The sequence below is a fragment of the Gammaproteobacteria bacterium genome (assembly GCA_035501935.1).
Lineage (GTDB): Bacteria > Pseudomonadota > Gammaproteobacteria > JAJPIJ01 > JAJPIJ01 > JAJPIJ01.
In genome coordinates, this window is record DATJVC010000007.1 from 1 (window position 1) to 19,334 (window position 19,334).

At 59.8% G+C, this 19,334-nt stretch carries 20 protein-coding genes; 12 read left to right on the forward strand and 8 right to left on the reverse strand.

From position 1 onward, the window contains the following. Positions 1 to 231 (forward strand): ribosome biogenesis GTPase Der (locus VMH34_01235; protein HTT07405.1); only part of this gene is annotated, 231 nt, incomplete at its 5' end. Between the two features lie 25 nt (positions 232 to 256). On the opposite strand, the gene VMH34_01240 is transcribed toward VMH34_01235, so the two are convergent. The 7 genes from VMH34_01240 to dapA all read right to left on the reverse strand — a co-directional run bounded on the left by VMH34_01240 (position 257) and on the right by dapA (position 7,504). Beyond that, positions 257 to 1,018, reverse strand: a complete 762-nt coding sequence (locus VMH34_01240; GenBank protein ID HTT07406.1) for a hypothetical protein — start codon at positions 1,016 to 1,018, stop codon at positions 257 to 259. An 81-nt stretch (positions 1,019 to 1,099) separates the two neighbouring features. Further along, the gene (locus VMH34_01245; protein HTT07407.1) at positions 1,100 to 1,579 is read right to left on the reverse strand and encodes a glutathione peroxidase; all 480 of its coding nucleotides are present in this window, start codon (positions 1,577 to 1,579) and stop codon (positions 1,100 to 1,102) included. A 109-nt stretch (positions 1,580 to 1,688) separates the two neighbouring features. Beyond that, positions 1,689 to 1,928: a hypothetical protein gene (locus VMH34_01250; GenBank protein ID HTT07408.1), complete on the reverse strand. Its 240-nt coding sequence runs from the start codon at positions 1,926 to 1,928 to the stop codon at positions 1,689 to 1,691. Positions 1,929 to 2,029: 101 nt separating this feature from the next. Further along, positions 2,030 to 4,546: an ATP-dependent helicase HrpB gene (gene hrpB / locus VMH34_01255; GenBank protein HTT07409.1), complete on the reverse strand. Its 2,517-nt coding sequence runs from the start codon at positions 4,544 to 4,546 to the stop codon at positions 2,030 to 2,032. Between the two features lie 8 nt (positions 4,547 to 4,554). Beyond that, on the reverse strand, positions 4,555 to 5,322 hold the full coding sequence (locus VMH34_01260; protein HTT07410.1) for an MBL fold metallo-hydrolase: 768 nt from the start codon (positions 5,320 to 5,322) through the stop codon (positions 4,555 to 4,557). A 3-nt stretch (positions 5,323 to 5,325) separates the two neighbouring features. Continuing rightward, positions 5,326 to 6,531: an outer membrane protein assembly factor BamC gene (gene bamC, locus VMH34_01265; protein HTT07411.1), complete on the reverse strand. Its 1,206-nt coding sequence runs from the start codon at positions 6,529 to 6,531 to the stop codon at positions 5,326 to 5,328. A 79-nt stretch (positions 6,532 to 6,610) separates the two neighbouring features. Beyond that, positions 6,611 to 7,504 carry a 4-hydroxy-tetrahydrodipicolinate synthase gene (gene dapA / locus VMH34_01270; protein ID HTT07412.1) on the reverse strand — a complete coding sequence of 298 codons (894 nt, stop codon included), beginning with the start codon at positions 7,502 to 7,504 and terminating at the stop codon, positions 6,611 to 6,613. Between the two features lie 137 nt (positions 7,505 to 7,641). Between dapA and VMH34_01275 the strand changes: the two genes are divergently transcribed. The 6 genes from VMH34_01275 to queG all read left to right on the forward strand — a co-directional run bounded on the left by VMH34_01275 (position 7,642) and on the right by queG (position 13,466). Continuing rightward, positions 7,642 to 8,202 (forward strand): glycine cleavage system protein R, encoded by a 561-nt coding sequence (locus VMH34_01275; protein HTT07413.1) that lies wholly within the window; start codon positions 7,642 to 7,644, stop codon positions 8,200 to 8,202. Between the two features lie 20 nt (positions 8,203 to 8,222). Beyond that, on the forward strand, positions 8,223 to 8,702 hold the full coding sequence (locus VMH34_01280; GenBank protein HTT07414.1) for a peroxiredoxin: 480 nt from the start codon (positions 8,223 to 8,225) through the stop codon (positions 8,700 to 8,702). Positions 8,703 to 8,708: 6 nt separating this feature from the next. Then, entirely contained in the window at positions 8,709 to 10,115 is a 1,407-nt protein-coding gene (locus tag VMH34_01285) for a PhoH family protein (GenBank protein ID HTT07415.1), read from the forward strand. Between the two features lie 144 nt (positions 10,116 to 10,259). Further along, positions 10,260 to 11,138 carry a CHAD domain-containing protein gene (locus tag VMH34_01290; protein HTT07416.1) on the forward strand — a complete coding sequence of 293 codons (879 nt, stop codon included), beginning with the start codon at positions 10,260 to 10,262 and terminating at the stop codon, positions 11,136 to 11,138. A 38-nt stretch (positions 11,139 to 11,176) separates the two neighbouring features. Then, positions 11,177 to 12,382 carry an MFS transporter gene (locus tag VMH34_01295; GenBank protein ID HTT07417.1) on the forward strand — a complete coding sequence of 402 codons (1,206 nt, stop codon included), beginning with the start codon at positions 11,177 to 11,179 and terminating at the stop codon, positions 12,380 to 12,382. Next, positions 12,369 to 13,466, forward strand: a complete 1,098-nt coding sequence (gene queG / locus VMH34_01300; GenBank protein HTT07418.1) for a tRNA epoxyqueuosine(34) reductase QueG — start codon at positions 12,369 to 12,371, stop codon at positions 13,464 to 13,466. The genes VMH34_01295 and queG overlap by 14 nt, the downstream gene beginning before the upstream one ends. Before the next feature lie 108 nt (positions 13,467 to 13,574). On the opposite strand, the gene VMH34_01305 is transcribed toward queG, so the two are convergent. Next, on the reverse strand, positions 13,575 to 14,480 hold the full coding sequence (locus VMH34_01305; GenBank protein HTT07419.1) for a cation diffusion facilitator family transporter: 906 nt from the start codon (positions 14,478 to 14,480) through the stop codon (positions 13,575 to 13,577). A 50-nt stretch (positions 14,481 to 14,530) separates the two neighbouring features. On the opposite strand from VMH34_01305, the gene VMH34_01310 reads away from it, so the two are divergent. From VMH34_01310 to VMH34_01330, 5 genes are all read left to right on the forward strand, one after another. Next, positions 14,531 to 14,968 carry a DUF2946 family protein gene (locus VMH34_01310; protein ID HTT07420.1) on the forward strand — a complete coding sequence of 146 codons (438 nt, stop codon included), beginning with the start codon at positions 14,531 to 14,533 and terminating at the stop codon, positions 14,966 to 14,968. A 135-nt stretch (positions 14,969 to 15,103) separates the two neighbouring features. After that, entirely contained in the window at positions 15,104 to 17,467 is a 2,364-nt protein-coding gene (locus VMH34_01315) for a TonB-dependent receptor (protein HTT07421.1), read from the forward strand. A 40-nt stretch (positions 17,468 to 17,507) separates the two neighbouring features. Next, on the forward strand, positions 17,508 to 18,155 hold the full coding sequence (locus VMH34_01320; GenBank protein HTT07422.1) for a MotA/TolQ/ExbB proton channel family protein: 648 nt from the start codon (positions 17,508 to 17,510) through the stop codon (positions 18,153 to 18,155). Beyond that, positions 18,142 to 18,546, forward strand: coding sequence for a biopolymer transporter ExbD (locus VMH34_01325; protein ID HTT07423.1), 405 nt, complete (start codon positions 18,142 to 18,144; stop codon positions 18,544 to 18,546). Before VMH34_01320 ends, VMH34_01325 begins: the two co-directional genes overlap by 14 nt. After that, entirely contained in the window at positions 18,539 to 19,267 is a 729-nt protein-coding gene (locus VMH34_01330) for an energy transducer TonB (GenBank protein ID HTT07424.1), read from the forward strand. Before VMH34_01325 ends, VMH34_01330 begins: the two co-directional genes overlap by 8 nt. Positions 19,268 to 19,334 lie beyond the last annotated feature (67 nt).

Genomic DNA, 19,334 nt, shown 5'->3' on the forward strand with positions numbered 1-19,334 from the left:
CACAACCCGCCGCGCATCGTGATCCACGGCAACCAGACCGAGTCCGTGCCCAACGCCTATCGCCGCTATCTGGAGAATGAATTCCGGAAACTGCTCAAGATCGAGGGTACGCCGTTGAAACTCGAATTCCGCACCGGCGAGAATCCCTACAAGCAAAAGAAAAATGTGCTGACACCGCGCCAAGTCGCCAAGCGCAAGCGTCTCAAAAAATTTATCAAAAAACGTCGCTAACCAGTAATGAAGGCATTGGCGTGACTTACAAAGGCCGACTTTTGGACAGAGTTGATGTAAAGAAATATGGAATTTCAATCTGCTCGGCTACTGGAACTGAACCTAAATCAACCGGTTCTAGTACTAAATTTTTGTCGGTTTCGAGCAGATATGTTTCTATAACGTGAACCATAATTCCACTGGCCAATTCGTTAAACCAGTTAACCACTTTTGCGCTTTCATCCATCAACCGTTCTAATGCTTTCTTGGGATCTCCTTCTACAACCGCCTCTAGGAGAGCAGCATTGATGACAATCTCTGAGAAGTAATAGAGCGTATTGCCGTTATTTTCTGCTAAGTATATTAGCAACTCTTCCTCAGTTATTGCCTGGCCTAAGCCTATAAGAGCGTCTGGAAGAGAATAATGAAATGAGAAATTGTTTCTGATTGTTTCTATTAAATTTTCTCGTCCAAAATACTTTTTGAGATCATCTGGGGCTTTTGAGGCTTCTGGATGCAGTTTTTCATCGTATATTTTTGATATTTGCGACTCAAAATATCCTTTACGCAACAAGTTCCACCCCTCATATAACTTCCCAATGAGCAGTCTTGCGAAGACAAGAGCTTGGCTTGTGTGAGCATGTGAACGCCACTTCGGTTCATCTTGAAATTGTGTGCATAAGTAGAAAGTCTTGTTAAGCACATTCACTTCATTAACTACGTGGCCAAGCAACACAAATAATGCGCGCTCCTTCTCAGGAATCTGTCGCAGTTTAGTCAAATTCAGCCGTGATTTTTGGATGATCATATGTATTGCATTGACCAACTCAATTAGATGAATCAGATATTATCTAAAGAATCATGAATGCTAGACAAACGTTACCAATTTCTAGCCCAGTAGCTGCACTATGTCTTTCTCGATGCTGTCAGGGGTATCACCTGGCGCGTAGCGCTTTACTGCTGCGCCGTCCTTGTTTATCAGAAATTTTGTGAAGTTCCACTTGATGGACTCGGTGCCAAGCAGCCCCTTCTTTTCTAATTTAAGGTATTTGTAGAGCGGATGCGTGTTGTCGCCGTTGACTTCGATCTTGGAGAACATCGGAAAGCTGACGTTGTAGTTTTGCGTGCAGAAGCGTTTGATCTCCGTCTCGTTGCCCGGCTCCTGATGGCCGAATTGATCGCAAGGGAAACCCAGGACGGCAAACCCCTTGTCCTTATTCTTCTGGTAGAGGGCTTCGAGACCGGAGTACTGGGGCGTGTAGCCGCATTTGCTGGCGACATTGACGATTAACAATACGCGGCCACGGTAGGCGTCGAGTTTCTGTGTTTGCCCGTCTATGGTTATGACGTCGAAATCGTAGATGTTCATGGAAGCTATTTCTCGTCATGCCGGTGAAAACCGGCATCCAGTGGAAGGTTGTTTTTACTGGATTCCGGCGTGTGCCGGAATGACGGACTGTTCGTAATCAACATTGTCCTTAGGCAACGTTCTGCATTTTATTGGCGAAGTCACGGCCTGACGTCGGTGGCGGCAGGGGCTTCCCATCCTTGTGATAAAGCGCGATGGCTTCCTCCACGACCTGACACAACTGCTCGAATACGGCTTTCTCATCCGTTCCGTGGCAGCCACCGTAAATGAGCCCCGGTGAGCTCCCGACAAAGCATTGGTCTTCTTCCGACCATTCGACGATCTTCGCGTACCTTGCACTTTCTTTCATGATTTCGACTCCTCCACGGCGAGTTTCACGGCGCGGACTTGATAATGCTTCGCATCGTCACCCAGCGCGCCAAAGATTGTCCGTTAAATGACGCTTGACGTCTATTTCCGCGAGGGGCGGACACGGCGCGTCGGGACGGCGGTGTAAGGATCGTCGGGCCAGTAATGCTTGGGATAGCGGCCCTTCAATTCCTTCCTGATTTCAGGATAGCCGTTCCTCCAGAAACTTGCCAAATCCTGCGTCGTCTGAACGGGCCGCCGGGCGGGCGAAAGCAGTGTCATGACCACGGGCACGTGACCGCCGGCGACACGCGGCGTTTCATGCAGGCCGAAGATCTCCTGCAGCTTGACGGCCAGCACAGGCTGCTCGCCGCTGCAATAATCGAGCGCGACGCGCGAGCCGCTCGGCACGGCGATATGCGTGGGTGCCAGCGTGTCCAGTTGTTTTTGCTGTGCCCATGTTAGCTGGCTGGCGAGTGCCTTGCCAAGATCGAGCTTGCCCAGTTGATCGCGACGGCTGATGCCGGACAGAAAGGGCGCCAGCCATTCCTCCAACCGGACAAGCAGCGTCGCATCCGAAACGTCCGGCCAATCCCGTGCCTCCGGCAGCTTCAGACGTTTAAATAACTGCACGCGCGCCTGCCAGTTGCGCGTCTCGCGGTCCCAAGGCAGACAGTCGAGTCCGAGGGCGCGGATGCCCTCGATCATTGCCGCGCCGCCTGCATCAGCTGGGATCGGGATGGTATTCTCTGTCAGCGTAAGTTCGAACAACTTCTTACGCCGACGCGCGAGTACGGCTTGAGTACGGGCGTCCCAATACACTTCATCACTGCTGCGGCAGTCCGCTTTAAACTCCTGCTCGATCTGCTGCTGCGAGATCGGCGCAGCGAGATAAATACGCGCCTCCTGCCCGCCGGAATCCAACTCGGCGGCGACCAGAAATTCTTCCTTACCCAACGCATCGTCCGCGGGCAGCACGGCGCCACGGCCGTTGCTTAGTACATATGTGCCGCCTTGCGGCGCCCGGCGCCGGGCGATGCGGTCGGGGTAGGCATGCGCCAGCAGCAGCCCCGCCATGTCCGTTTGTTTCGGATCGAAGCGCAAATCTTCGCGCCTGTTTGGCAGGCCTAGTTCCTGCCGCCAACGGCTTACCAGTTGCTCGACACGCTCGCAGGCGCCGCGATCCAGCGTGTAATACGCTGGTTGTGGCGAGCGACTGGCGGCCAGCGCCTCCAGCCGCACATGGATGTCCGCGGATCGCCGGGCGCTGATCGGTTTCAGGACATCTCGCTCACTCAATATCGCCGCCAGTGACAATGCCAGCGGCTGCAGTTTGAGCGCCTTGGCGCGTTCCAGCATGTGCGCCAGGCGCGGATGAAGGCCAAGCCGGCTCATCTCCCGGCCATGCGGCGTGATGCGTCCGGCGTCATCGATTGCGCCCAATCTGCGCAGCAGATCGCGGGCTTGCGCATAGGCGGCCTCCGGTGGCGCTGTGATCCAATCAAGCGATGCGGGATCAGTAACGCCCCAGTTCGCCAGCTCGAGTGCCAGTGGGCACAGGTCCGCTTCGAGTATCTCCGGCGGTGTGTGGGCCATGAAATTCTGCCCGGCATGTTCCGTCCACAAACGGTAGCAAATTCCCGGGCCGAGACGCCCGGCGCGCCCGCGACGCTGATTGGCCGCCGCGCGCGAGACGCGCGTAGTTACCAGACGGCTCATGCCTGTGTTGGGATCGAATTGCGCACGCCGCATCAGGCCGGCGTCGATAACCACATGAATGCCTTCGAGGGTAAGACTGGTCTCGGCGATGCTGGTTGCCAGCACCACCTTGCGCCGGTCTCCTGTCGAGGGCGTGAGCGCGCGATCCTGCTCTGCCTGCGTCAGATCGCCGTAGAGCGGAAGCACTTCGATGTTGTCGTCCAAACCACCGAGTCGCTCCCGCGTGCGGCGGATCTCGGCGGCACCCGGCAGAAAGACCAGCAGGTCGCCCGTGTCTTCACGGAGCGCCCGCCTCGCAATTACGGCGACATCGTCTTCCACGTTTTTGCCCGGCGTGCGTGGAATATAACGCGTTTCCACTGGATGAATCGCACCCTCGACCGCGATGACCGGCGCCTCGGGCAACGCACGCGTGAGTCCTTCGATATCCAGCGTGGCGGACATGATGAGCACGCGCAAATCTTCACGCAGTGTACGACGCATGTCGTCGCACAATGCCCAGCCCAGGTCCGCGTGCAGGCTGCGCTCATGAAATTCATCAAACAACACGCCCGCAACGCCTTCCAGCGCCGGATCGGATTGCAGCATCCGCGCGAGTATCCCTTCAGTGATGACCTCAATGCGCGTGTTGGGCCCGACGCGCTGCTCAAGCCGGGTGCGGTAGCCGACGGTCTCGCCGGTGCGTTCGCCGAGATTGGCGGCCATGCGTTGGGCCACGGCGCGCGCCGCCAGCCGGCGCGGTTCCAGCATGAGGAGTTTTCCAGTCTTGAGCCACTCCGCCTTCAGCAGTGCCAGCGGCAGGACGGTGCTTTTTCCGGCGCCGGGCGGCGCCTGAACGATGACCACGGAATGCTCCGCCAGCGCCCGCAAAATTTCCGGCAGCGCCGGTGTAATCGGCAAATCGGGTTCTACAGTAATTCCCGCCAAGGAAAACCTTTTTGTTGATCAGCAATGCCAATCCAATCCAGCTTGCAGTTGCACGCCGCCGCGGCGGCGGTACACGCCCATATCGGCGTGTTGTTTTGCTGGCTCAAATGCATGGCGATCAAATGTTGCAGGCGGCTGGTATTGATCGCGGTGAGCAGACCGGCGGCCTGGGCGTTGCTCAAGTGGCCCAAGTCACTCGCGATGCGTTGTTTGAGCGGTTCCGGATAGGGACCGGTCAGCAACGCGGCTTCGTCATGATTGAATTCAAGCAGGATCGCATCCAGACCATCGAACAGTTGCCGGATGTGCGCCGTGATGCTGCCGGTATCGGTCAGCAGTCCGAGCCGGTGGCCGCCGTCGCTGAAGATGAATTGCGCCGGTTCGCGGGCGTCGTGCGGGACGACCACCGGCGTGACCTGCACGTCGCCGACGTCGAAGGATTCGTGATGGGAGAAAACATGAATCGCCTGCACGCCTTCGAGTTTTTCCCCGGCGGCATGCAGGGTACCGGCGGTCAGCCAGACGGGCAGGGCGAATTTGCGCGCCAGCGCGCCGACGCCGTCGATATGATCATCGTGTTCGTGAGTGACCACGACGGCGGTCAGATCGGCCGGCGCAAGTCCGAGAGAATTTAAACGGACAGTGGTTTCCCTGACTGAAAAACCGCAATCAACGAGAAGCCGCGTACCGTCGACCTGCACTACCGTACCGTTGCCTTTGCTGCCGCTACCTATGGATGCGAATTTCAAGGATTAGGTGGATTTGTTAAGTTCGGTTTGCAGCAGATTCAGAATCTTATATGCGCCGTCGCTGACATCCCATTTGCCGGTGTTATCCAATACGACGATCTCGGTTTTTTTGCCCACGCCGGTCAGGCTGATCTGGAATTGCTGCTCCTTCGGCCCCTTGTCCCAGAATTTTAGTTTGGACAGCATGCCCTTTTTCTCATGGGGCTCCGGACTGGCGTAGCGGACATGATAGATGCCGCGCGGTTTGTCCATCTCGTCGACCGTCACGCCGGCCCTGGACAGGGCGGTGCCGGTGCTGGTCCAGGCATCTGCAAATTCCTCCTGCAGGGCCAGCAGCATGCGGCCGCCGCCGTTATTGACGATGGCGGCGCGCGGGTTCATGGCCGAGATAGCGCCGGTTTGGGGGGCGGCCTCGGGTGCGGCGGCGGTGCCGGCTTCGTGATCCGATGCCGCCGCGGCGGCGTCGGGGTTGCGCCAGGTTTTTCCGTCGTCACCGGCCGCCGCCGAGGATGCCGCAGGCGCGGCGGGGGTTGGCGCAGCGTCGGCGTCAGTCCGGGAGGCAACCAGTTCATTGGTCTCAATGCCGAGGGATCGCTTGATTTCCGCAACCATGCGGCCTTCGAGCGACTCATCGCGGCCTCTGGGTTGCCACGCCAGCTTTTCACCATCGGGTTTTTGCTCTTCGCCTTCGTGCGAGAAATAGAGCGTGGTGGTGCCGGCCTTCTCGCCGGCCTCGACGAAGACCTTGAAGCGATCACGCGTCAAATTGGTTTTATCCTCACGCCATTCAGTCTCCTGCACGCCATATTCCTGATCGTCGAGGTTGAGGGCGTAGCCCTTCTCCTTCCAGAAGGCGTGCAGTTTCTCCCACACCGTGGGTACATCGCCCTCGGCGACAATGACCTGCTCGCCGCTCAGGGCGGTCACGGCGTTTTCCACGCCGCCACCGGCCTCGCGCTGTTTCTTGCGGGCGGCAACGCGTTCCTGATAGGTCGAGAAGGTGGCGCTGCCCTCGTCGGGCACGGCCATCTTGTCGTGTATGGCTTCTGTGGACAGATCCGGCGGCACTTCCAAATCCGGCAGGGTCGAGCTTTTCTTGTACTCCGAACGTTTGTCGGGCAGCACCTGATCAAGTTTCGGCACATACTTGCAACCGACGACGCTCAGCGTCACAGCAATCAACAACAGATAACGGAACATGTGCAGCATCACCCCGCGAAATTGGTTTGAATGAACCAGTTCTGAATACACCACTCGTGCGGATATGGCAACCGGTGGAAGTTTATCATCAGACTTTGGCCACCCCGGCTTGTTCCATGGCCCGGCGCACGCGTTCGTGGCAGGCGGCGGACAGCCATGTGAGCGGCAGGCGTATGCCGGCCTCGATCCTGCCCATCTGCTCAAGGGCCCACTTGGTCGGGATGGGGTTGGCCTCGCAGAATAATTCCTTGTGCAGGCCCGCCAGCCGCGTGTCGGTGTGCGTCGCCTGCCCGCGATCCCCCCGCCTTGCCTGCACGCAGAGTTCATGCATGGCCTTGGGCGCCACGTTGGCGGTCACCGAGATGACGCCATGGCCGCCGCGCAGCATGAATTCCGTTGCCGTGGCGTCATCGCCGCTGAACAGCAGGAATTTATCGCCGCACGACGAGCGGATCCTGTCGAGGCGACCCATGTCACCGGTGGCCTCCTTGATGCCGATGATGTTCGGCACCCTGGCGAGCCGCGCCACCGTCTCCGGCTGCATGTCACACGCAGTGCGACCGGGCACATTGTAGAGAATCTGGGGGATGGCCACGCGCTCGGCAATGATCTTGTGATGCTGGTACAAACCCTCCTGCGTCGGCTTGTTGTAGTACGGAGTGACCAGCAGGCAGGCGTCCGCCCCCGCCGTTTTCGCCGCCTCCGTCAATTCGATGGCCTCGGTGGTCGAATTGGCGCCGGTGCCGGCGATGACCGGAACGCGGCCGCGCACGTGCTTGATGGTTTGGCGGATGACCTCGACGTGCTCCTCCATGTCGAGCGTGGCGGATTCGCCGGTGGTGCCGACGGCGACGATGGCATCGGTGCCCTCGGCGATGTGCCAGTCGATCAGGCGCCGCAGCGCGTCGAGGTCAAGCGGCGTTTCCGGGGCCACCCCCGCACGCATCGGCGTCACGATGGCCACCATGCTGCCTTCAAACATTTTCAAGCGTCTTCGCCCTCGATCTTGGCGCGGTATGGTACTGACCCAACTGACTTAAAACAACCACGTTCGGCGCCACAAGGTCAGGCTTGCCGCCGGAGGCCGAAAACATGCAGAATAACCATGTCTTGAATAACATGAATTCCCACCCCCCCACCGCCTCTGTGCCGGTGCAGAATTTTCTGGTGCTGGCCGCCGTTGGCACCAACCGGCCCGGTTTGCTGGATGCCATTTCCAAGGTGGTGCGCGATTGCGGCGGCAGCATCGCCGACAGCCGCATGACCGTCCTGGGCTGCGAGTTTTCGCTCATCATGCTGCTGTCCGGCACCTGGGACGTGATCGCCAAGATCGAGAATGCCCTGCCGCGGTTGCGCGACAGCCTGGGCCTGACTGTGTCGCTCAAGCGCACAGAGGCGCGCAAGGGCGGCACCAACATGATCCCCTACGCCGTGGAGGTCGTCTCCTACGATCATCCAGGCATCGTCTTCGAGATTGCGAGCTTTTTTTCCTCGCGCAACATCAACATCGAGGACATGTACACCAGCGGCTATGCCGCCGCGCATACCGGCGCGTCGATGTTCTCGCTGCACATGACCATCAGCATGCCATCCAACACCTCAATCGCGGCCCTGCGCGGCGAGTTCATGGAGTTCTGCGACCGGCTCAATCTGGATTCCATCCTGGAGCCGGTGAAATAAACAATAATTAAAGATTTCTGATGTCCAAGAACTCCTCAAAAATCACCATTGGCAAGCCGGTGCCTGATTTCGAAGCTGAAGCCACCGGCGGCCGGCCCGTGAAGCTGTCCGGTCTCAAGGGCAAAAAAGTGGTGTTGTACTTCTATCCCAAGGATGATACGCCAGGCTGCACGCTTGAGGGCCAGGATTTCCGCGATCGTCACGATCAATTCAAGAAACTGAAAACGGTCATCCTCGGCGTATCGCGCGACAGCCTGAAGTCGCATGACAAGTTCAAAGGCGGACAGTGCTTCCCGTTTGAACTGCTTTCCGATCCGGATGAGAAACTCTGCAGGCTGTTCGATGTCATCAAGGAAAAGAACATGTACGGCAGGAAGGTGATGGGCGTGGAACGCAGCACCTTCCTGATCGATGGTGCCGGCGTGCTTCGGCAGGAGTGGCGCAAGGTCAAGGTCAACGGACACGTCGACGAAGTGCTGGCGGCGGTCAAGGCGCTGTAGGACCGAGTGACCGTACCGGATTCCCCGCGGTTGTTTGTGCTCGACACCAACGTGCTGGTGCACGATCCGGCGTCGCTGTTCCGTTTTCAGGAACACGACATCTATGTGCCGATGGCGGTGCTGGAGGAGTTGGACCACGCCAAGAAGGGCAGCTCGGAGGTGGCGCGCAACGCCCGCCAGGTCAGCCGTTTTCTGGATGATCTGATCGGCACCGCCGACAAGGCGGCCATTGAGCGAGGACTGCCGCTGCCCAGCCCGCGCAACGGTTTCCACGGCAAGCTGCCCTCCGGACACCTGTTCCTGCAGACGCATTCCCTGCCCGGAGACCTGCCCGTGCCGCTGCCGGGCAGCCGCCCCGACAACACCATCCTGGGCACGGTCATCGCGCTGCAGAACATCCACAAGGACAAGCACGTCTGCCTCGTCTCCAAGGACATCAACCTGCGCATCAAGGCGCGGGTGCTCGGCATCACCGCAGAGGATTATTACAACGACAAGGTGCTGGATGACGTCAGCCTGCTCTACAGCGGCATCGAGGCGCTGCCGGCGGATTTCTGGGAGCAGCACGGCGAGAAACTGGAGTGCTGGCAGGAGGGCAACCGCACCTTTTACGCCATCCGCGGCCCGCTGGTGCAAAAGCTCTGCCCCAGCCAGTGCCTGTACGTGCCGGGCGAGGGGGGGATCGAGGCCATCGTCCGTCGCATCGAGGGCGAACGCGCGGTGATAGAACGCGTGATCGACTACCGCACCACGCACAACGCGGTCTGGGGCATCACGGCCCGCAATCGCGAGCAGAATTTCGTGCTCAATTTCCTCATGGATCCGGAGATCGATTTCGTCTCGGTGCTGGGCACGGCGGGCACCGGCAAGACGCTGCTCGCGCTCGCGGCCGGCCTGATGCAGACCATGGAGATCAAACGCTACCGCGAGATCATCATGACGCGCGTCACCATTCCGGTGGGCGAGGACATTGGTTTCCTGCCCGGCACCGAGGAGGAGAAGATGACGCCGTGGATGGGCGCGCTGTTGGACAACCTGGAGGTGTTGACGCAGACCGAGGTCGGTGGGGAATGGGGGCGGGCGGCGACGGCCGACCTGCTCTCCAAGCGCATCAAGATCCGATCGGTCAACTTCATGCGCGGGCGCACCTTCCTCAACCGCTACATCATCCTGGACGAGGCGCAGAACCTGACCAGCAAGCAGATGAAGACGCTCATCACCCGCGCCGGACCGGGCACCAAGATTCTCGCCATCGGCAACATCGGCCAGATCGACACGCCTTATCTCTCCGAGACCACCTCCGGCCTGACCTACGTGGTGGATCGTTTCAAGGGCTGGCCGCACAGCGGCCACATCATTCTCATGCGCGGCGAGCGCTCCCGTCTGGCTGATTACGCCACCGAATGCCTGTAAACGGCGCCGCCACCAGCATTCCGGTCGGATTTGATAAGATGAACCACAAAAACCGGCTTGCGCCGGTATTTCAAAGAAGATGTGCGCATGAGCGCTGTTCCGCACCCGTCCGAACTTTCATCCGCCCCAACGGCGAGGTCTGCCGTGGCGCGGATACTGGAGGACTACCGTCAAGCCATTGCCTCCAACGAGGTGGGGGTCCTGGAAGACACCGATATCGAAGCCCTCCACGATTTTCGCGTGGCCATACGCCGCACGCGCACCCTGCTGAAGTTCACGGGCCAGATCTTCGGTCGGGAATCACACCGGCGTTTCCGTGAAGATTTCTCCAGGCTCGCCAAATCCACCGGCGAACTGCGCGATCTGGATGTATTTCTTTCGCAGTGGAAGGCGCAGACGGGACGATTGCGGGCAGCCCCCGCCGTGCTGGAACCCATGCGCATCCTGCTGCTGCGCCGCCGCCATCTGGCTTACAGCCGCCTGGTGCGACTCATGCGCAGCCCCTGGTACCGGAGATTCAAAACGGCGTGGCGATCGTTACTGGCCCGGGCAACCCGCGACATGACCCATGGCGGGAGCGCCAAGGTGATCGCCGATTCGGCGTTGAAAACGGCCTTCTCCAACGTCATAAAAATAGGCGACGGCTTGCGACGGCGCGGCTCCATTGAACGGTTGCATGAATTGCGCAAGGCCTGCAAGGAACTGCGTTATCTACTGGAGGCGTTCAAGGGATTGTGTGGCAAGGATCGCTTTGCAGTCCTGATCAAAAACCTCAAGAACCTTCAGGACAATCTGGGCGATATCTGCGATTTCGCGATCCAGCAGGACATCGTGCGCGAACTGCGCGTAAGGTTGACGGCGGAGGGCAGGGTGGCACTCTACCCCATCATGGTACGATGGGCGAAATGGTTGCGAAAACGGCGGGATCGCGCGCGCGCCCACCTCGCGGAACATTACGATCAGTTTGCGCGCAAACGCAATCGCAAATTATTCGAGGCCATTACCCGAGCCGCGCGGCCCTGAATCGGCGCCACCGCCAGCGAACGGCGGGAATTTTTCAGATGAGTCCTGACGCGCATCGACACGCATCATCACGTTTGCCGCCCATCGTATGGCTCCTGGGCGCGGTTTCCCTGCTGAACGACGCCGCGAGCGAAATGATCACGCCGCTGCTGCCGCTCCTGCTCACGACGCAGATGGGCGGCGGCGCGACTGCCGTCGCGCTGGTCGAAGGCACGGCGGAGGCCGCCTCCAGCCTGATCAAACTGGTTTCTGGCTGGATTGCCGATCGCACCGGTGCGCACCGTCCTCTCGTCATCGGCGGCTATCTGCTTTCCAACCTCTCGCGGCCGCTCATCGGCCTGGCGCCGGCGTGGGGCACGGTGCTGGGCCTGCGCTTTCTGGATCGCGCCGGCAAGGGCCTGCGCACCGCGCCGCGTGACGTCATTCTGACCGCCGGCGTCGCGACGGGGGATCGCGGGCGCGCCTTCGGCCTGCACCGGGCGATGGATCATTGCGGCGCCATCTTGGGGCCGTTGCTGGCACTGCCGTTGCTCAACGCCGGGCTGCCCATGCAGCACGTATTCCTGTTTTCCGCGGCACCCGGCGTCCTGGTGTTGCTGATGTTATTGTGGGGGCTGCCGGCCGCGCCGCCGATCGCGCGGAATCACTCGCCGCCCGTCCTGTCCTGGCGCATGCTGGATGCGCGCCTCAAGGCCCTGATCTTTGCCGCCGTTGCGCTGACGCTCAGTACCCTGCCGGAGGCGTTTCTGATCTTGTGGGCGGCGCAGGGCGGCATGACGCCGATGACCGTGGCCTTGTTGTGGTCGCTGGCGCACGTGGTCAAGGTGACATCGGCCTATCTGGCCGGGGTGTGGTCGGACCGCCGCGGCCGGCTGCCGGTGATGATCGCGGGCTGGGGCGTGCGGGTCATCGTGTTGTTGCTGATTGCCACGGGACTGCAGGGTACCGGCGTAACGTGGGCCCTGTTTTTGTTCTATGCCGGCGCGCTGGCCAGCACCGAGGCGGCGGAGCGGGCCCTGATCGGCGACAACGCCCCGGAAAAACTGCGTGGCACCGTCTTCGGTTTATACCATCTGACTTGCGGTCTGCTGGTGCTGCCCGGAGTCGCCGCGCTGGGCTGGCTGTGGGAGCACGTCTCGCCGCGCGCGGCGCTGCTCACCGCTGCGGCCGGCACATTGATCTCCGTGCTGGTGCTGCTGATTCTAGTCCGGCCGGGTTCGCGAAGCGCGCATGCCCATGAGTGAACAGTCGATGTGTTTGGGAGACGACTCGCGCTGGCGGGAGCTGGCGCGGGACATCAAGGCGTGGGGACAGGCGTTGGGTTTCCAGCGGGTGGGCATCGCCGACATCCATCTCGAAGAGGACGAGGCCCATCTGCAAGATTGGCTCGATCGCGGTTTTCACGGCGAGATGCGCTACATGCAGCGGCATGGCGTGAAGCGCAGCCGCCCGGAGATGCTGCGGCCCGGCACGCTGCGCGTGATCACGGCGCGCATGGATTACTGGCCGCCGGCCCGTGACGCGTGGTCCACGCTGCGCACGCCGTCGGCCGCCTACGTGTCGCGTTACGCGCTGGGGCGCGATTATCACAAGCTGCTGCGCCGGCGGTTGCAGAAGCTCGCCGATCGCGTCACGGGACGGGTGGGTGACCATGGTTACCGCGTGTATGTCGACAGCGCACCGGTGCTGGAAAAGGCGCTGGCGCGCAACGCGGGCCTGGGCTGGATCGGCAAGCACACCAATCTCATCAATCGCGAGGCAGGTTCATGGTTTTTCCTCGGCGAGATATACACCGATCTGCCACTGCCCGCCGATCCCGCGCAGGCGACGGAGCACTGCGGCGACTGCAAGGCATGTCTTGACGTGTGCCCCACGCAGGCCATCGTTGCGCCCTATCAGGTCGACGCCCGCCGCTGCATTTCCTATCTCACCATCGAGCTGCGCGGATCGATTCCGGAATCCCTGCGACCGCTGATCGGCAACCGCATTTATGGTTGCGATGACTGCCAGTTGATTTGCCCGTGGAATCGTTTCGCCAAATTGTCCGCAGAAAAGGACTTCAACGTGCGCCACGGTCTCGATGCGCCGGACTTGTTGTCCCTGTTCCGCTGGAGCGAAGAGGAATTTGAACGCAATATGGAGGGATCGGCCATCCGCCGCATCGGTTATGAGTGCTGGCTGCGGAACATCGCCGTGGCGTTGGGCAACGCGCCGCGCACGGAGGGCATCATCGCGGCGCTGCGCGAAAAACTGTCGCATCCCTCGGCCTTGGTGCGCGAGCATGTGTCGTGGGCGCTTGCGCGCCATGAACCAACGTTGACAACGTAAGTCATGAGGGAACCGGGGGATGTAGCCGACACCGCGCTTACAAAGATGAAATAAGGAACCTCTGGAAACGCCGCGAATTCCGCGGTGCAGGTATGTACCGCCATTAAGTTACAACCCCATCATGCAATCTTCACCCTGCGCGCATCCGACGTCGGTTTCGATCTGGAGCGTGGTGTGCCTGATTTCGAACCGGTGTTCCAGAAGTTCCGCCAGTTGATGACGGATGTTCTGCTGCTCCGCGGGTTGATGGACCAGCACATGGGCCGAGAGTGACACCCGGCCGCTGGTGATGGTCCAGATGTGCAAATCGTGCACGGCCTGTATTCCCTGAATGCCAGCCATCGCCGTCCGCACCTGTTCCACGTCGATATGAGGCGGCGCGCTCTCCATCAGCACGAACACGGTTTCCTTGAGCAGCGACCAGGATGAGTGAATGATCAAGAGGCTGATGAACATGGATGCCGCCGGATCCACCCACGTCCAGCCGCGCGCCCATGCTGCAAGTCCCGCCAGCAATGCGGCCACGCTGCCCAGGGCGTCCGCCAATACATGCAGCCATACGCCGCGCACGTTGTGGTTGTCGTGAGCGTCCTCGCCCAGGAGATTCAACCCCACAAGATTGATGATGAGCCCGCCGGCCGCCACCGCCATGACGGTGACACCCAGGACCGCGTGCGGCGTCTGAAATCTTTCCCAAGCCTCCATGAGGATGAAGACGGCAATGACGAGCAAACTCGTGCTGTTGACGAGTGCCGCGAAGATCTCGGTGCGATGAAAACCATATGTGTGTCTGGAAGTGGCCGGCTTCTGCGCGAACCACATGGCGAACAGCGTCAACGCCAGCGAGGCGATGTCAGAGAACATATGTCCCGCGTCTGCCAGCAATGCCAGGGAGTGGGCATACCACCCACCGACTATCTCAGCCACCATGTAAAGTGTGGTGATGAACAGCATCAGCCGCACGCGTCGGCGGGTGTTGACGCGGCGATCGCCGTGCGAGTAATCTGCTGTCATTGATGGTCTTATAAAGTCATGTGCATTGACTGATGCTGTACAATAAACGTATGAGTTTACATTGCCAATCCGGCAGAGCGGCCCCGCGTTCCCTCGCAGCGCGGCGGGGTGACATCCGGAGGTCTTGGTTGGCCTTGCTGCTAATGTCCGCCTTGATGTTTCAGGGTGTTTTGTCCGCGGCGCATTCTTACGTCCATCTCAAAACCTTCGAATTCGGGTCGCCGCTCACTGAGTTTCATCCAGTGGCGCGCGGCACGAATGCGCCGGGCGCACCCGGGGCACCGGCGCAGGGCAATCCGGACGACGAAGTCAGTTGCTCAATCTGTCTGGCGCTGCTCATGGGCGGGACTTTCGTTCCATCGCAACTATCCGTGCTTGCGCCAGTTCACGCCGCCGAAGGCGTCACGATTTCTCTCGTTACACCTGTCGTCATTAGCAAGACCAGATACTCATCCGCCCGTCCCCGGGCTCCACCTCAGTTCGATTAATTGATTCGACCGGATCGCGCCGGCGCTGAATAGCGTCGGTGCGGCGCGCTTGGGCCTTTACAACGGCGGACCACAGTCCGCGGCCGGGCGCTTCCAATTCTGGCAGAAGGAACAATCGAATGATGGAGCCCGCACATGAACACAAACATATTCCTGGTCGTGGCCATGGCCGCGATCATCGCGCTTTTCAGTCCCGCTTCCAGCCATGCGGCGGGAGATAAAAACACCGTGATCGGCACGGTCACCGATGCACTCGGGAGGCCGCTTGTTGATACAACCGTCAAGCTTCAAAACGCGGAGGGCAGGGACATCGCCCACACCGCAAGTGACCCGCAGGGCCGGTTTTCATTTACAGGGATTGTCCCGGGCACCTATGCAGTCGTATCGGAGAAGAAGGATTTTCAGACCGGCACGGCAATCGTGACGGTTGGTGCCGCCGCAGCCGCCAGCACAACCATCGTCATGACGTCAACCAAGCCGCTCGACCTGGCGCTGGCGGCGAAGCAACTGGACGTCGCCCGCAACGCCATCGAACCGCGGATCGGCGCCTCCACCTATAATATTTCGCAGCAGGCGATCGCCAGCGAGCCGCAGGGGGCGAACCGGCCCTTGAATCAAGTGATCCTGCAGGCGCCCGGCGTGGCCCAGGATTCCTTCGGCCAGCTTCATGTCCGCGGCGATCATGCAAACCTTCAGTACCGCATCGACGGCGTGATCATCCCTGAGGGTATCAGCGGGTTCGGTCAGGCGCTGAGTCCGCGCTTTGCCGACAAAGTCGAGCTCATAACTGGTGCACTGCCTGCGCAATATGGTTTACGGACCGCCGGCATCATCGACATCCAGACCAAAAGCGGGGCTTACGACAAGGGTGGCTCGATCGGTCTCTACGGCGGCAGCCGCGACACCATTCAGCCCAGCATGGAATATGGTGGATCGAGCGGACGATTCAACTACTTCTTCACCGGCGACTATCTGCAAAACGGGCTCGGCATCGAATCCCCGACCGCCGCTGCCGATCCCATCCACGACGACAGCCAGCAAGGTCACGGCTTCGGCTATCTCGAGGCCCTGCTCGACCCGACCAGTCGTGTCAGTTTCATTGCGGGGTATGAGCGAGGTCAGTTCCAAATCCCCAACATTCCGGGCCAAACGCCGTCCCTTGGGCTCGACGTAAACGGCGCCACGGCATTCGACTCCGCCTTACTCAACGAAAACCAGCGCGAAGCGACTCAATATGCCATTGCGTCATATCTGAAATCTGCGGGCCGGACCGATTTTCAGGTCTCCGCCTACGAACGCTACAGCAGTCTCACCTTTCAACCCGATCCGCTGGGCGACCTGCTTTTCAACGGTGTCGCACAGAACGCCTTCAAACGCAGTGTCGCTGAGGGGCTACAGGCGGATGGCAGCTACAAACTCAATTCCAACCATACCCTGCGTGCCGGCCTCAACATACAACGCGAACGTGGAACCTCGGAGACTTCCTCGTCGGTCATCCCCACTGATAATACGGGCAACCCGACAAGCACGACACCGATCACCGTTATGGACAACAGCGGCAAGACCAGTTGGACGTACAGCCTGTATCTGCAGGATGAATGGCGCATGACGCCGAAGCTGACACTCAATTTTGGCGGCCGCTTCGACCGTGTCGATGCCTTCACGCATGAGGACCAAATCAGTCCCCGTATCAACGCGGTTTACCAGGCCACGGACACAACGACATTGCACGCCGGTTATGCCCGCTATTTCACGCCACCGCCCTTCGAGCTGGTCGGTTCTGAAACAGTGAGCAAGTTCATCAATACCACCAACCAGCCGCAAGTGTTAACAGACGATTCGGTACTTGCAGAACGTGCCGACTACTTCGATGTCGGCGTCGCTCAACGCCTGGGAGCGAACCTCAATGTGGGCGTGGACGGCTTTTACAAGGAGTCCAAAAATCTCATCGACGAGGGCCAATTCGGCGCGCCCATCGTCCTGACGCCCTTCAACTACAAGGAGGGTCGCCAATACGGTCTTGAACTCACCACCGCACTGAAAGTGGACAATTTCTCCGCTTACGGAAATATTGCGGCCTTGTCGGCGGAGGGTCGCGACATCGTCTCCAGTCAGTTCAGCTTTGATCCGGGTGACCTGGCCTATATCCAGAATCATTTTATCCATCTCGATCATGAACAGACCTACACGGCATCTGCCGGCGCCTCTTATCTATGGCACGACGATACACGCTTCAGCATCGATTCCATTTACGGCAGTGGTCTGCGTACCGACGGCGCCGTTCCGAACGGAGCCAGTCTGGCACCCTACACGCAGGTCAATCTGGGCGTGTCGCGAAGCTTCGCGACCGGCGGTAAAACGGCGGTGGAAGCGCGTTTCGACGTCGTCAACCTGCTGGACGAAGTCATTGAAATCCGCAGTGGCGAGGGCGTCGGCGTTGGGGCTCCGCAATTCGGGCCGCGACGCGGTTTCTTCGCCGGCCTGAAATTTAATTTTTAGTCATAGTTTTCCACGGCAGATAGACAGAAAGGCTCATTTAATGACCGAGATAAAAAGTTTCATGGAAACACTCCAGATTGGCGGAGTGATGATTTATCCACTGCTGGCGCTGGCCGTGCTGGCAGTCGTTATCATCCTGGAGAAAGGTTTTGTGTATGCCTTCCGCACCCGCCTGCCCCTCGCTCTGGTCAGTCTTATCGAGACCTACGGGTGCTCCTGGTCTGATGTGGAGAGCAGGGTGAGGGGACTTGGTGCCCGCAATTATTTTGGTGGCTTCTTCCGAGTGATACTGGATAACCGGACACATCCGGCGTGGTGGGTGGAATCCCGGGCCGCCGATGAGGCCAGCCAGATCCAAAAATCACTCGGCCAGTGGCTGTGGGTACTGGAGACGATTGTCACGGCCGCACCGTTGCTGGGACTGCTCGGCACCATCACCGGCATGATCCGTGCCTTCAAATTATTCGGCGCCAGCGGTCTTGTCGATCCTTCCGGCGTCACCGGCGGTGTCGCAGAAGCACTAATCGCAACCGCACTGGGCCTGTTTATCGCCCTGCTGGCGCTGTTTGCTTTCAATTTCTTCTCGCACCGCCAGGCCCAGGTCATGGATGAGATGGAGCGGCTCGGTACCCGTTTGATCGATCATATCCGGCTGGACGCGGAAGGGGGACAACGTGAAACTTCGTAAAGCTCGCACAAGGCGGCGTGGCCGCATCGAGATCATCCCGATGATCGACGTCATGTTTTTCCTGCTCGCGACCTTCATGCTTGCCTCGCTCACGATGCAGAATTTGCATTCCCTGGCCGTGGATCTGCCCCACGGTCACGCGGCGCTGCTGCAGGCCGACAAGTCGGTGACACTGACAGTAACGCACGAGGGTAATCTTCTCCTTAACGAGACCGCCGTCACCCTGGATACACTGGCACCGACGCTACGTACCATGCTCGCCAGCCTGCCTGACGGAAAAGTGATCGTCGCGGCTGACAGCGCCGCACCCAACGGAGTCGTTGTACAGGCGATGCTTCGTGCCCGTGAAGCGGGAGCGGGCCATTTTTTGATTGCTATCAAGCATGAGTGACGGTATCGCGGCGGAAATATGGGCGCGTGATGAGCCTTGGCGGCGTTTGCCATGGCTGCTGCCGGCCGCATTCGCCGTTACGTTCGTGTCGCTGATGACCTTTTTGCATTTGCTGGTGCGTCTGCCGGCATTGCCTAGGTTACCCCAGCCCGTAGAACTCAGCATTGTCGAACTGCCGCCGGATAATCCCCCGGCGGTCTTGTCGCCACCACCGCCTGCTCCTGTCGAGCCGCCTCCGCAGGAGCAAGTCACCCCGCCACCGGAAGAACTAGTGAACCAACCAGCCGTGGTGAAGCCTCCTCCGCCACCTGCGCAGCATAGGCAGAAAAAGCGTCCGCCTGTGCCGCCCCCCGAGGTTCCACCGCCCGTCGCGCCGGCACCGCCTGCGGCAATTACCCCACCGCCCACTCAGGTTGCCCCGCAGAATACTGCTCCGCAACTGCCCGGCGGTGGAGCCATGGGCGCACGCGCGATCTCTCAACCCATGCCGCAGATCCCCGATGAGTTGCGGCAACACGCAATTGATACCGTCGCGGTGGTGCGGTTCCATATCGCGGCGGATGGCAGCGCGACCGTTGAACTCCTCAAGGCAACCGACGATCCCAGGCTTAATCAGGTTCTGCTGGAAGGGTTCAAGCTATGGCGTTTCTTCCCGGCCATGGATCACAACAAGCCGGTCGCTTCTATTTTGGAACTTCGTGTCCCGATACAGGTTAAATGAAAATTTGGACAACACGGGCGAAAATCTCGGGTTGATTCCCGACGTAATTGCCCGCATTAATGAGTCA

Bases quoted from the DNA above. Each gene is read 5' to 3' on its own strand.
- VMH34_01250 (HTT07408.1), bottom strand. From the start codon at position 1,928: ATGAAAGAAAGTGCAAGGTACGCGAAGATCGTCGAATGGTCGGAAGAA.
- VMH34_01305 (HTT07419.1), bottom strand. From the start codon at position 14,480: ATGACAGCAGATTACTCGCACGGCGATCGCCGCGTCAACACCCGCCGA.
- VMH34_01310 (HTT07420.1), top strand. From the start codon at position 14,531: ATGAGTTTACATTGCCAATCCGGCAGAGCGGCCCCGCGTTCCCTCGCA.
- VMH34_01330 (HTT07424.1), top strand. From the start codon at position 18,539: ATGAGTGACGGTATCGCGGCGGAAATATGGGCGCGTGATGAGCCTTGG.
- bamC (HTT07411.1), bottom strand. From the start codon at position 6,531: ATGCTGCACATGTTCCGTTATCTGTTGTTGATTGCTGTGACGCTGAGC.
- VMH34_01240 (HTT07406.1), bottom strand. From the start codon at position 1,018: ATGATCATCCAAAAATCACGGCTGAATTTGACTAAACTGCGACAGATT.
- VMH34_01320 (HTT07422.1), top strand. From the start codon at position 17,508: ATGACCGAGATAAAAAGTTTCATGGAAACACTCCAGATTGGCGGAGTG.
- VMH34_01275 (HTT07413.1), top strand. From the start codon at position 7,642: ATGAATTCCCACCCCCCCACCGCCTCTGTGCCGGTGCAGAATTTTCTG.
- queG (HTT07418.1), top strand. From the start codon at position 12,369: ATGCCCATGAGTGAACAGTCGATGTGTTTGGGAGACGACTCGCGCTGG.
- dapA (HTT07412.1), bottom strand. From the start codon at position 7,504: ATGTTTGAAGGCAGCATGGTGGCCATCGTGACGCCGATGCGTGCGGGG.
- VMH34_01245 (HTT07407.1), bottom strand. From the start codon at position 1,579: ATGAACATCTACGATTTCGACGTCATAACCATAGACGGGCAAACACAG.
- VMH34_01315 (HTT07421.1), top strand. From the start codon at position 15,104: ATGAACACAAACATATTCCTGGTCGTGGCCATGGCCGCGATCATCGCG.
- VMH34_01295 (HTT07417.1), top strand. From the start codon at position 11,177: ATGAGTCCTGACGCGCATCGACACGCATCATCACGTTTGCCGCCCATC.
- VMH34_01280 (HTT07414.1), top strand. From the start codon at position 8,223: ATGTCCAAGAACTCCTCAAAAATCACCATTGGCAAGCCGGTGCCTGAT.